The 11815-nt window shown below is 72.8% G+C and carries 11 protein-coding genes; 6 read left to right on the top strand and 5 right to left on the bottom strand.

The window, feature by feature from the left end; all coding sequences use genetic code 11:
* Window positions 1–103 precede the first annotated feature (103 nt).
* Window positions 104–478 carry a F0F1 ATP synthase subunit epsilon gene (locus tag ACZ5ID_RS12955; RefSeq protein WP_406551625.1) on the top strand — a complete coding sequence of 125 codons (375 nt, stop codon included), beginning with the start codon at window positions 104–106 and terminating at the stop codon, window positions 476–478.
* Between the two features lie 138 nt (window positions 479–616).
* The gene (locus ACZ5ID_RS12950; protein ID WP_358833297.1) at window positions 617–1063 is read left to right on the top strand and encodes a DUF2550 domain-containing protein; all 447 of its coding nucleotides are present in this window, start codon (window positions 617–619) and stop codon (window positions 1061–1063) included.
* 209 nt (window positions 1064–1272) lie between these two features.
* Here the strand turns inward: ACZ5ID_RS12950 and ACZ5ID_RS12945 are convergent, their stop codons facing one another.
* The 3 genes from ACZ5ID_RS12945 to ACZ5ID_RS12935 form a co-directional block, all read right to left on the bottom strand.
* Window positions 1273–3129 (bottom strand): glycosyl hydrolase family 18 protein, encoded by a 1857-nt coding sequence (locus ACZ5ID_RS12945; RefSeq protein ID WP_468896782.1) that lies wholly within the window; start codon window positions 3127–3129, stop codon window positions 1273–1275.
* A gap of 161 nt (window positions 3130–3290) precedes the next feature.
* Entirely contained in the window at window positions 3291–3938 is a 648-nt protein-coding gene (locus ACZ5ID_RS12940; RefSeq protein ID WP_468896780.1) for a response regulator, read from the bottom strand.
* Window positions 3935–5134, bottom strand: a complete 1200-nt coding sequence (locus ACZ5ID_RS12935; protein ID WP_468896778.1) for a sensor histidine kinase — start codon at window positions 5132–5134, stop codon at window positions 3935–3937. The genes ACZ5ID_RS12940 and ACZ5ID_RS12935 overlap by 4 nt, the downstream gene beginning before the upstream one ends.
* A gap of 174 nt (window positions 5135–5308) precedes the next feature.
* On the opposite strand from ACZ5ID_RS12935, the gene ACZ5ID_RS12930 reads away from it, so the two are divergent.
* The gene (locus tag ACZ5ID_RS12930) at window positions 5309–5860 is read left to right on the top strand and encodes a hypothetical protein (protein ID WP_468896945.1); all 552 of its coding nucleotides are present in this window, start codon (window positions 5309–5311) and stop codon (window positions 5858–5860) included.
* Window positions 5861–5868: 8 nt separating this feature from the next.
* On the opposite strand, the gene ACZ5ID_RS12925 is transcribed toward ACZ5ID_RS12930, so the two are convergent.
* The gene (locus ACZ5ID_RS12925) at window positions 5869–6441 is read right to left on the bottom strand and encodes a cob(I)yrinic acid a,c-diamide adenosyltransferase (protein WP_468896776.1); all 573 of its coding nucleotides are present in this window, start codon (window positions 6439–6441) and stop codon (window positions 5869–5871) included.
* Window positions 6442–6710: 269 nt separating this feature from the next.
* Here ACZ5ID_RS12925 and ACZ5ID_RS12920 point away from each other — a divergent pair, with 269 nt between their 5' ends.
* The 3 genes from ACZ5ID_RS12920 to ACZ5ID_RS12910 all read left to right on the top strand — a co-directional run bounded on the left by ACZ5ID_RS12920 (window position 6711) and on the right by ACZ5ID_RS12910 (window position 11047).
* A complete protein-coding gene (locus tag ACZ5ID_RS12920) occupies window positions 6711–7559 on the top strand; it encodes a 3-hydroxyacyl-CoA dehydrogenase family protein (protein WP_406555583.1) in 849 nt (282 codons plus the stop codon).
* A 159-nt stretch (window positions 7560–7718) separates the two neighbouring features.
* A complete protein-coding gene (locus ACZ5ID_RS12915; RefSeq protein ID WP_067163978.1) occupies window positions 7719–8042 on the top strand; it encodes an STAS domain-containing protein in 324 nt (107 codons plus the stop codon).
* Window positions 8043–8332: 290 nt separating this feature from the next.
* Window positions 8333–11047 (top strand): P-loop NTPase family protein, encoded by a 2715-nt coding sequence (locus ACZ5ID_RS12910; protein WP_468896774.1) that lies wholly within the window; start codon window positions 8333–8335, stop codon window positions 11045–11047.
* Window positions 11048–11143: 96 nt separating this feature from the next.
* Here the strand turns inward: ACZ5ID_RS12910 and nucS are convergent, their stop codons facing one another.
* Entirely contained in the window at window positions 11144–11815 is a 672-nt protein-coding gene (gene nucS / locus ACZ5ID_RS12905; protein ID WP_468896772.1) for an endonuclease NucS, read from the bottom strand.

Below are 11815 nucleotides of genomic sequence, written 5' to 3'. Positions count from 1 at the left end.
TGACGACGAGGGGGCGGGTGCGTCCCGCCCCCTCGCTCACGCCCACTAGACTTTGACCCAACACCCGGCAGCAACCGCCGGGTGGTGACCCGAGGAGCCCACCTTGGCTGCTGAGCTGCACGTCGAGCTCGTCGCCGCGGACCGCAGTGTCTGGTCCGGCGAGGCCACCCTGGTCGTCGCGCGTACCGCGTCCGGCGACATCGGCGTCATGCCCGGTCACCAGCCGCTCCTCGGAGTGCTGGAGTCCGGCCCGGTGACCATCCGTACGAGCGAGGGCGGCACCGTCGTCGCCGCTGTGCACGGCGGGTTCATCTCGTTCGCGGACAACAAGCTCTCCATGCTGGCGGAGATCGCGGAGCTCGCGGACGAGATCGACGTCCAGCGCGCCGAGCGTGCGCTGGAGAGCGCCAAGTCGGTCGAGGACGGCGCCGCCGAGCGTCGCGCCGAGGTCCGGCTGCGTACGGTGTCGGTGCGCTAGCACCCCGCCGAAGAGTTTTGCCCTCAGCCGCGGTCACGGGTCTGGAGTCTTCCGGACCCGGCCGCGGCTGAGGTCGATGCAGGCACGAGTGACCGGGGCGATCCCCCGGCCCCGAATGGAGCGAGGAGGTCGGTGTAGATGACCCTCGTTCTGCTTGTGGGCGGCCTGGTCGTCGCGCTGGTACTGGTGGGACTCTTCGTCTTCGGTCTGCGCCGGCGGCTGATCCAGCGTTCCGGCGGGACCTTCGACTGCAGTCTGCGCTGGGACGTGCCCGAGGGCGGCGATCCGGGCGGCAAGGGCTGGGTGTACGGAGTCGCGCGGTACAGCGGTGACCGGATCGAATGGTTCCGGGTCTTCTCCTACGCGCCTCGGCCGCGGCGGCTCCTGGAGCGCTCCGCGATCGAGGTCGTGACACGGCGCAAGCCGGCGGGGGAGGAGGAGCTGGCGCTCCTGTCCGACGCGATCGTGCTCGGCTGTACGCACCGGGGGGTGCGCCTGGAGCTGGCGATGAGCGAGGACGCGCTCACGGGCTTCCTGGCGTGGCTGGAGGCGGCGCCACCGGGCCAGCGGGTCAACGTGGCGTAACCGGGGCTTCGCCCCGGACCCCTGTTTCGTTTCGTCCGCGGGCCGTGGTCGGCCGGTCGCGCAGTTCCCCGCGCCCCTTGTGCACCCCCGCTGTGGGCAGTCGTTCCGCTGGGGCGGAACGGGTGGGCACAGCGGACCACCGGCCCGCGGACGAAGGGGCAACACCGGGGGAGGGGGACGGGCCCTCGCCCCGATGTCGGCCGGGCGGGTTACCGCAACCCGGAGTCGATCGCCGAGATCAGCTCACCGCCGGACGTGTCCCCACTGAACTCCCAGAAGAACGCCCCCTTGAGGCCCTGGGACTTCACGTACGCCATCTTGCCCGCGATCGTCGACGGCGTGTCGTAGCTCCACCAGTTGGAGCCGCAGTGGGCGTACGCCGTGCCCGCGATGGTGCCGGTCGCCGGGCAGGCGCTCTTGAGGATCTTGTAGTCCTCGATGCCCTGTTCGTACGTGCCCGGCGCCGGCCCCGTCGCCGTGCCGCCCGGGGCGTCCTGGGTGACGCCGGTCCAGCCGCGGCCGTAGAACCCGATCCCCAAGTTGAGCTTGCTCGCGGGGACGCCCTTGCCCCGGTACTTCTGGATCGCCGCGTCCGTGTCGAAGCCGGCGATCGGAATGCCGTTGTACGAGGTGAGCGGGGAGTGCGGGGCCGTGGGTCCCTTCGCGTCCCAGGCGCCGAAGAAGTCGTACGTCATCACGTTGTACCAGTCGACGTAACTCGCCGCCCCGGCGTAGTCGGCCTGGTCCATCTTGCCGCCCGCGGAGCCGTCGGCCGTCACGGCCGCCGTCACCAGGTTCGAGGAGCCGAACTTGGCGCGTACCGCGGCCAGCAGGTTCTTCAGCGCGGCCGGGCCGCTGGTGTCGCAGGAGAGCCCGCAGGCGTTGGGGTACTCCCAGTCGATGTCGATGCCGTCGAAGACATCGGCCCAGCGCGGGTCCTCGACCAGGCGGTAGCAGGAGTCGGCGAAGGCCGTGGGGTTGGCCGCCGCCGCGCCGAAGCCGCCCGACCAGGTCCAGCCGCCGAACGACCACAGGATCTTGATGTTCGGGTACTTCTTCTTCAGTTCGCGCAGCTGGTTGATGCTGCCCGCGACCGGCTGGTCCCAGGTGTCCGCGGTGCCGTCGACGCTGGAGGAGGCGTCGTACGTCTTCTGGTAGTCGGCGTAGGCGTCACCGATGGCGCACTGGCCGCCCGTGACGTTGCCGAAGGCGTAGTTGATGTGGGTCAGCTTGGCCGCCGAGCCCGAGGTGACGATGTTCTTCACGTGGTAGTTGCGCTGGTAGACGCCCCAGTCGGCGAAGTAGCCGAGCTTGACCGTGGAGCCCGGGCCGGGGTTGCCGCCGCCCGTGGTGGTGACGGTGACCGAGCCGGAGGCGGGCCCGGTCTGGTCGGCGGTGTCGCGCGCGGTCACGCTGTACGTGTAGGCCGTCCCGGCGGTCAGCCCCGAGTCGGCGTACGTGGTCCCGGTGACCGTGGCGATCTTCGCGGAGCCCCGGTAGACGTCGTAGTTCTTGACGCCCTTGTCGTCGGTGGCGGCGGTCCACGCCAGGCTCACCGAGGTGTCGGTGACACCGCTCGCCCTCGGGGTGCCGGGCGCCGACGGCGGGCTGTCGCCCGGCGGGGTCGTCCCGCCGTCGCAGGAGCCCCCGTTGAGCCTGCAGGCCGAGGGGGAGCCGGAGCCCGCGCCGTTGAAGCCGAAGGTGACGGCGGCGCCGGGCGCGAGCGTGCCGTTGTAGGACTTGTTCCTGGCGGTCCAGTGGTTGGCGTCATGGGTGACGTCCGCGTCCCAGGCCGAGGTCACGGACGTACCCGAGGGGTAGTCCCACTCCACGGTCCAGGAGCTGAGGGTCGTGGTGCCGGTGTTCTTCACCGTCCACTGGGCGCCGAAGCCGGAGCCCCAGTCCTGGGTCTTGGTGTAGGTGGCGGTCGCGGAGGCGGCGGCCACGGCGGGGGAGGCGCCGGCCAGGCCGACGAGCGCGGCCAGGGGAAGGGCCAGCGCGGTGAGGGTGGCGGCGGCTCGGGTTCTGAGGCGGGTACGGGTGCGGATGCGCGTGGGAGTGCTCAAGGAGGCTCCTCGAGTGAGGTCCGACGGGTGTGGGGGTGGGACCTTGCTCCGCCCGGTGAACGCACGGCCACGGTGTGGGCACGCTCACACAGCAGTGCCGTGAGCGTAGAAAGGTCTGGACCAAGCGTCAAGAGGTCCAGACCAGCGGCCGGGAACCGTCCTCAGATGCCCAACTCCTGGGCCAGCACGGCCGCTTGGACCCGGCTGCGCAGCTCCAGCTTGCCGAGCAGCCGGCTGACGTGTGTCTTCACCGTCGCCTCCGCCATCGCCAGCCGCTCGGCGATCTCCGCGTTCGACAGCCCCTCGCCCAGACAGGACAGCACCTCGCTCTCCCGCCGGGTGAGGGTGTCCAGCGCGGCCGGCCGCTCGGCCGCGGGCCGCGCCGTCGAGGGGGCGGCGAACTCCGCGATCAGCCGCCGGGTCACCGCCGGGGCGATCGTGCCCTCGCCGCGCGCCACCGTCCGCACCGCCTCGATCAGATCCCGGGCCTCGGCGTTCTTCAGCAGGAACCCCGCGGCCCCCGCCCGCAGCGCCCCGAACACGTACGCGTCGAGGTCGAACGTCGTCAGCACGAGCACGTCCGCCAGCCGCTCCGCGACCACCCGGCGGGTCGCCGCGACCCCGTCCAGCCGGGGCATCTGCACATCCATCAGCACCAGATCGGGCCGCAGCTCCCGGGCCAGGCGCACCGCCTCCTCGCCGTCCGCGGCCTCCCCGGCCACCTCGATGTCCGGGGCGCTGCCCAGGATCAGGACCAGCCCGGCCCGTACCGCCGACTGGTCCTCCGCGACCAGCACCCGGATCGTCATCGCCGCGACTCGCTTTCCCCGATGGGCAGTTCGGCCCGTACCCGCCAGATCTCACGGCCGTCCGCCGCCGGCTCGGGCCCCGAGGCGAAGGTCCCGCCGAGCAGTACCACCCGCTCCCGCATCCCCACCAGACCCGCCCCCGACCCCGGCGCACGCGGCCCCGGACATCCTCCCTCACCGTACGGGCTGCTCACCTCGACGGTGAGCGCGCGTCCCGTGTGCCCGAGCGAGGCGGTGACCGTGCCGGGGGAGGCGTGCTTGAGGGCGTTGGTCAGCGACTCCTGGACGATCCGGTACGCGGCGAGCTCGACCGGGGCGGGCAGCGCGGCCCCCGCCGGACGGTCGTCCACGAGCGTGAAGCCGAGTCCGCCGGCGGCGCCGGTGGTACGGGCCTGGGCGAGGAGGGTGTCCAGCCCGGCCAGCGTCGGCGCGGCGGCGGGCTCGGTGGCGGCGCCGCTGTCGCGGAGCAGCCCGATGAGGCGGCGCATCTCGGCGAGCCCGTCCACGCTGTTCTCCCGGATCACGGCGAGGGCGCGGCGGGTGGTGGCGGGCTCGTCGAGCGAGAGCGCCGCCGTGGAGTGGATGGCGATCGCCGAGAGGTGGCCCGCGACCAGGTCGTGCAGCTCGCGGGCCATCCGGGCCCGCTCGGCCACCACCGCCTGGGTGCGGTCCATCTCGGCGAGCAGCGCCGTCTGCTCGGCGCGCAGGGTGGCCGCCTCGGCGGTGTCGCGGTGGTTGCGCACCAGGGCGCCGGTGGTGGCGGGCGCGAAGCAGACGATCCCGGTGAGGATGCCGAGGAGCAGGGCCTGCGGGGTGCGGAACCACGCGAGGTAGCCGAGGGTCGTGGCCACGGTGATCAGACCGGTGGTCACCGGGATGCGGCGGGCCGCCGCCGGGGTGCCGTAGAGGACGGCGGCGTAGACGAGGTCCGTGAACATCAGGACCGTCGCCAGGCTGCCCGAGGTGAACTGGTCGCCGACGACCGCGGCCGTACCGCCGAGAATGGCGGCCTGCGGACGGGTGCGGCGCACCAGCTCCAGCGCCGCCGTCACCACCAGCGGCACCAGCGTCCAGCCCCGGCCGAGCGGTCCGCTGCCCTGGGAGAACAGCCCGAGCGCCCACAGCACCAGCCCGCCGGTCAGCCCGACGGCGGCGATCAGGACGTCATCGCGGTGGGGGCGGGGGAAGCGTTTCACGTACCCATGAAACACGTGGCCACGGCTCTGGGCGTCCGCGCACCGGCCGAGCCGCGGCCTCCCCGGGTACATCGAAGGATGCAGTGCCGTTTCCTCACCGCCGACGACGAGCGGGCGCGATCACGGGCCGACGCTAGAGGGAGTGAGGACGAGGAGCCGAGCGAGGGGAACGCCGTGATCGTGACACTGATCGTCGTCTGCGAGGTGGGCTTCTGGGTGCTGCTCGCCGGCGGTCTGGCGCTGCGCTACCTCGCGAAGATGCCCAGGACCTCGGTGGCGGTGCTGCTCTGCGAGCCGCTGCTCGAAGTGCTGCTCCTCGTGGCCACCGTGATCGACCTGCGCAACGGCGCCGAACCGGACTGGAAGCACGGCCTCGCCGCCGTCTACCTGGGCTTCTCGGTGGCGATGGGCCGCTGGACGGTGCGGTGGTGCGACGCCTGGTTCGCGCACCGCTTCGCGGGCGGGCCGCGCCCCGCCAAGGCCCCGGCGGGCGGCCCGGCCCGTACGGTCCACGAGTGGCGGACGGCGGGCCGCTGGGTGCTCGCCGCCGCCCTCGCGATCGGCCTGCTCCAGGGCGGCATCTGGTACGTGGGCGGCGACGGGGACGTGAGCTCCCTGCGGATGTGGCAGCAGCGGATGGTGTGGGTGATCGGCATCAACCTGGTCATCGCGCTCAGCTACACGCTCTTCCCGAAGAAGGCCGGCGCGGCCCCCTCGCGCCACTGACCGGCGGCCTACCGCTCGCCGCCCGGCACCCACAGCACGTCGCCCGTCTCCTGGTTGGCCGTCCTCGCGAGGATGAAGAGCAGATCCGAGAGGCGGTTGAGATAGGTGGCGGTCAGCGGGTTCATCGTCTCGCCGTGCGCCTCCAGGGCCGCCCACGTCGAGCGCTCGGCGCGGCGCACCACGGTGCAGGCCTGGTGCAGCAGCGCGGCTCCCGGGGTGCCGCCCGGCAGGATGAAGCTGCGGAGCTTCTCCAGCCGCTCGTTGAACCGGTCGCAGTCCGCCTCCAGCCGGTCGACGTAGAACTGCTCGACCCGCAGCGGCGGGTAGGCCGGCTCCTCGACCACGGGCGTCGACAGGTCCGCGCCCACGTCGAACAGATCGTTCTGCACCCGGGTGAGGACCTGGACGAGCTCCTCGTCGAGACCGCCCAGCGCGATCGCCGTGCCGATGACCGCGTTCGCCTCGTTGGCGTCCGCGTACGCCGAGATCCGCAGATCCGTCTTGGCGGTACGGCTCATGTCGCCCAGGGCGGTGGTGCCCTTGTCGCCGGTGCGGGTGTAGATGCGCGTCAGATTGACCATGGGGTCAGCCTAGTTACGCGGAGGCCGTCCGCCGCCTCTGTGTGCCGACCGTCACCGCCCGCGCGGCGCCACGGACATTCCCCGCCCAAGTACGCGGTACGGGACGAGCGGTGGGGCCGTGGGGGCCGTCGGTGAGACGCCGCTCACCCGTCTTGGTGTGATGTCCGTCATCTGAGACGTGACGCGCATCTCTTACGGCTCCCAAGACGCCTCACGGCCGATAGCCTCCGCCGGAGAGCCGTATCAGTAAGCCGTCAAAGGGGTGTGAAGTGGCCAGGAAGCTCGCCGTCATCGGGGCCGGACTCATGGGTTCGGGTATCGCGCAGGTCTCGGCCCAGGCGGGCTGGGACGTCGTGCTGCGTGATGTCACCGACGAGGCGCTGGTCCGGGGCACCGACGGCATCAAGGCCTCGTACGACAAGTTCGTGAGCAAGGGCAGGCTGGCCGCCGAGGACGCGGAGGCCGCGCTCGGCCGCATCACCACCACCACCGACCTGGACGCCGCCGCCGACGCCGACATCGTCGTCGAGGCCGTCTTCGAGAAGCTGGAGGTCAAGCACGACATCTTCCGTACGCTCGACAAGATCGTGCGCGCGGACACCGTGCTCGCCTCCAACACCTCCGCCATCCCGATCACCAAGATCGCGGCGGCCACCGAGAACCCCGAGCGGGTCGTCGGTGTGCACTTCTTCTCGCCGGTCCCGATGATGCAGCTCTGCGAGCTGGTGCGCGGCTACAAGACGAGCGACGAAACCCTGGCCACCGCCCGGGAGTTCGCCGAGTCCGTCGGCAAGACCTGCATCGTCGTCAACCGCGACGTCGCCGGTTTCGTCACCACCCGCCTGATCTCGGCGCTCGTCGTCGAGGCGGCGAAGCTGTACGAGTCGGGCGTGGCCACCGCCGAGGACATCGACCTCGCGTGCAAGCTCGGCTTCGGCCACGCGATGGGCCCGCTGGCCACCGCGGACCTCACCGGCGTGGACATCCTGCTCCACGCCACCAGCAACATCTACACCGAGTCGCAGGACGAGAAGTTCGCGCCGCCGGAGCTGATGCGCCGGATGGTGGACGCCGGTGACATCGGCCGCAAGAGCGGGCAGGGCTTCTACAAGCACTGATTGACGCGCCCTCACCTCCCCTTGCCCCGGAATCACTCCATGGGGTGAATTAGGTATCGGTTCGCTTACAGACGGCAACTTCCCTGCGGTCTGTGCAGTCAGTTGGTGCAGTAAGAGACGACAGGCAGACAGGCATACGGAGCACTCCGGGGAGTTCATATGCACATCAGGGGCGACCACGTCGAGCTGGTCGTCGGGGGCCGCCTCGACGTCCGCAGCGCGGCGGACGCCCGTACGGTCCTGCACTCGGCCGTCGACGACGGAGCCGGCGACCTGGTGCTCGACCTGACCGAGCTGGACTCCTGGGACGCCACCGGCCTCGGGGTGATCATGGGCGCCCACCGGCGGGCCGGCCGCTGCGGCCGGCGGCTGGTGCTGCGGGGCGTCCCGCCCCAGATGCAGCGCCTGCTGGTGGCCACCCGACTGCACCGCATCCTCGCCATCGAGGGCGGCATCGCCGCGGAGGCCCTGCCGCGCGTGTGAGCGCGCGGCACCTCCGCCGTACCCCCGGTTCTTTCCGACCGACTTGAGCGCAGCCTGTGCGGCACTGGTGCAGATCATGTGGAAGCCGGTCCTCCGCACGCAATCCTCACCGGACTGTGACGCTCTGGGCGGGTTGGCACCCCGCCCGTTCGGCGATACTGGGCGAAGGTTTAGGGTGCGGTCTCCCGCCGGTCGACATCCCTGCGGCGGGGACCGGACCAGAGCGACAGCGCAGTGCGTAGCGGCCGGGTGGGGCAAGGTTACGCAGGCGCATCTGGGGGGCTTTCACCATGAACCCGATGGACACCCGGGGACCGGACGAGTTCGACGACGAGCAGGACGCACCGGGTCAGGGGGCCGCCGCCCCGCGCAAGGAGCGCGACCGGGCCGCCGTCACCCCCGAACCCGGCCCGCGCGCCGCCTCACTCGCGCGCACGGTCCGGCTCGTCTCGGGCGACTTCCTGCTCACCGTCAACCCCGTCGACGGCAGCGAGATCGAGGCCTGCCCGCCGGGCGAGATACCCGGCCGGCCCGAACGCCGGTCCGCCACCGAACGCACCGAGCGGGAGCGGACGCTCAAGCCCCCGCTGCCCGCCGGGCCCGCGGCGCCCGCTCCGGTCCTGCTGGAGCGCGGCGAGGAGCGGGAGCGACTGGTGCGCCTCCTCGGTCGGGGCCGCTCGGTGCGGCTCACCGGCCCCGCCGGCTCCGGGCGCACGGCCCTGCTCGACGCGGTGGCCACCGACTGCGCCCAGCTCGCGCCCGACGGCGTCGTCCGCCTCAGCGGCCACCGCCGCACCCCCCAGGAACTCCTGCACGAGCTGTACGCGACGGTCTACCGCTCCCCGCTGCACCGGCCCGACCGGGCCGGGCTGCACGACCGGGTCCGCGAGATCGGGGCGGTCGTCGTCGTCGACGACCTGGAGTTCGGCGGCGCCGCCCTGGAGGAACTGCTCGCCGCGACCCCGGAATGCGCCTTCCTGTTCGCCGCGACGCCCGAAGTCGCGGCGCCGCTCCCCGAGTCCTCCCTCGAAGAGCTCTTCCTGACCGGCCTCGGGCGCGCCGCCTCCCTGGAACTCCTGGAGCAGGCCGTGGACCGGCCGCTCACCGAGGACGAGGCCAACTGGGCCGGCGACCTCTGGTTCGAGTCCGAGGGCCTGCCGCTGCGGTTCGTGCAGGCGGGCGCGCTGCTGCGGCAGCGGGACGGGCTGCGCGGCGAGGGCACCGTGCTCGACGAGTTCGGGCTGCCGGTCGAGGGGCCCGAGGACCTGTCGGTCTTCTCTGCCGAGGGCCGCGAGATGCCGCTGCCGTCGCTGGGCGAGGGCGCCGCACCCGCCGCGCCGCTCGCGGCCCGGCTCGGGCAGGCCGCCCGGGAGACCCTGCGGTTCGCCGTCGCCCTGGGCGGCGAAGTGCCGCACCAGGCGCATCTGCCCGCGCTCGTCAACGACACCCACGCGGACGCCGCCCTCGGCGAACTGCTCGGCTGCGGACTGCTCTCCCCGGTCGGTACGCGCTACCGGCTCGCGGCGGGCGTGCTCACCCAGCTGGAGGCCGCCGGATACGCGGAGGAGGCGCAGGAGCGGGCGCACACCGCCGCCCGGCACTACGCCTGGTGGACCGGCCACCCCTCGGTCACGCCCGAGCGCGCGGCGGCCGAGGCGGACGCGGTGCTCGCGGCCCTGACCGCGCTGGTGCCCGGCGGCGACACCGAGCACCCCGCCACGGCGGTGCGGCTCGCCCGCAGCGCGGCGCCCGCGTTCGCGGCCGGGCTGCACTGGGGGGCGTGGGAGCGCGCGCTGCGGATCGGCTCGGCCGCGGCCCGGCTCACCGGTGAGGTGGCCGAGGAGGCCTACTTCCACCACGAGCTCGGCGTCCTCGCGCTGTGCGCCGGCAACATCGACCGCGCGCGGGCCGAACTGGAGGCGTCGATCGGGCTCAAGGGGGCGCTCTCCGACAAGCGCGGCACGGTCGCGGGCCGGCGCGCGCTGGCCCTGGTCGAGGACCGCTCCGGCGGACCGGTGCTCCCGGGCGGGCGCACCCCCTCCGGCGACGAGGTCCCCGCGGCGCGCCACGAGGAGTCCCAGTCGCCGCCCGCGGGCGTCCCGGCTCCGGTGCCGTTCCCGGCCCTGGCTCCCGCTCCGGCCCCGGAGGCCGCGGCGACGGTGCTGATCCCCGGCGCGACGCCCCGCGCGGCGAAGCGGACGCTGTTCACCGGTACGCGCCGCAACCTGGTGGCCGCGGGCGCGGGCGCGGTGCTGGCGGCGGTCCTCGGCACGGTGGTGACGCTGAGCGCGACGTCCGGTTCGGACACGCCCGGCGACAAGGTCGAGCAGCAGCGGCAGTCGGTGAACGAGGGGGACGGCGGGGAGGCGGGCCTTCCGGCGGACAGCCCGACGCCGCCGGCGACCACGCGCCCTGGGTCCGGGGGCGGTTCCCACACCCCGCCGTCCTCGTCCCCGGCCCACCAGGGCGTGCCCGGGACGTCTCCGTCCTCGGTCCCCTCGTCGCCTTCGACGTCCTCGGGGAAGCCGTCCACGCCGTCGGGGACGCCGTCGAAGAGCGGGAAGCCGTCGACTTCCGGGGGGTCGTCCACGAGCGGGGGGACCACGGGGACGGGGGGTACGTCGACAGGTGGGTCCACGACGGGGTCGACGACCGGTGGTACTTCCTCGTCCGGTGGTACGTCCTCCACCGGTGGTACGTCTTCCACCGGCGGGACGTCCGGCGGTACGACGACCGGGACCAGCGGCGGCACCGGGTCGCCGACGGGCGGGTCGACCACGACGGGCGGGCAGAGCGGCGGGGATTCCACGACCTCGGGCGGGTCGTCCACGGGGGGTACGTCTACGGGCGGCACGTCCTCGGGGGGTACGCCCTCGGGCGGTACGTCCTCGGCGGGTGCGACCGGCGCCACGACGTCCGGTACCACGACGTCGGGTACTACGGCGTCCGGCGGTGCGACCCCGAGCGCCAGCGCGTCCTCCCCGGCGGCGTCGCCCACGGCGTAGGCCCCCCGCCCCGCCCTTCAGGGGCGCGGGGAACTGCGCGACCGGCCCCCACCGGCCCGCGGGTGATTCGGGGTGCAGCCCGGGAAGCCAGGCCCGTCAGAACAGGCGGAGCTTGTCGTCCTCGATGCCGCGCAGTGCGTTGTAGTCCAGCACCACGCACCCGATCTCCCGGTCCGTCGCCAGCACCCGCGCCTGCGGCTTGATCTCCTGCGCCGCGAACACCCCCCGTACGGGAGCCAGGTGCGGATCGCGGTTCAGCAGCTCCAGGTAGCGCGTGAGCTGCTCGACCCCGTCGATCTCACCGCGCCGCTTGATCTCCACCGCCACCGTCCCGCCGGACGCGTCCCGGCACAGGATGTCGACCGGGCCGATCGCCGTCGGGTACTCGCGGCGGATCAGGGTGTATCCCTCGCCCAGCGTCTCGATCCGGTCCGCGAGCAGTTCCTGGAGGTGCGCTTCCACGCCGTCCTTGATGAGGCCCGGGTCCACACCCAGCTCATGGGACGAGTCGTGGAGGATCTCCTCCATCGTGATGATGAGCTTCTCGCCCGCTTTGTTCACCACGGTCCAGACGTCGACGCCGTCCGCGGTCCCCTCCTTGAGGGTGCACGGCGGAGACATCCAGTTGAGGGGCTTGTACGCCCGGTCGTCCGCGTGGATGGAGACGCTGTTGTCCGCCTTCACCAGGATCAGCCTGGTGGCGGAGGGCAGATGGGCGGTGAGGCGGCCCGCGTAGTCGACGGAGCAGCGGGCGATGACGAGACGCAT

It is taken from the genome of Streptomyces sp. NPDC031670 (genome assembly GCF_055580545.1).
This window is presented reverse-complemented; position numbering and strand designations above follow the sequence as displayed.

Excerpts from the sequence above, each read along its gene's own strand:
- ACZ5ID_RS12950 (WP_358833297.1), top strand. The coding sequence starts at position 617 with ATGACCCTCGTTCTGCTTGTGGGCGGCCTGGTCGTCGCGCTGGTACTG.
- ACZ5ID_RS12940 (WP_468896780.1), bottom strand. The coding sequence starts at position 3,938 with ATGACGATCCGGGTGCTGGTCGCGGAGGACCAGTCGGCGGTACGGGCC.
- ACZ5ID_RS12925 (WP_468896776.1), bottom strand. The coding sequence starts at position 6,441 with ATGGTCAATCTGACGCGCATCTACACCCGCACCGGCGACAAGGGCACC.
- ACZ5ID_RS12915 (WP_067163978.1), top strand. The coding sequence starts at position 7,719 with ATGCACATCAGGGGCGACCACGTCGAGCTGGTCGTCGGGGGCCGCCTC.
- ACZ5ID_RS12910 (WP_468896774.1), top strand. The coding sequence starts at position 8,333 with ATGAACCCGATGGACACCCGGGGACCGGACGAGTTCGACGACGAGCAG.
- nucS (WP_468896772.1), bottom strand. The coding sequence starts at position 11,815 with ATGCGTCTCGTCATCGCCCGCTGCTCCGTCGACTACGCGGGCCGCCTC.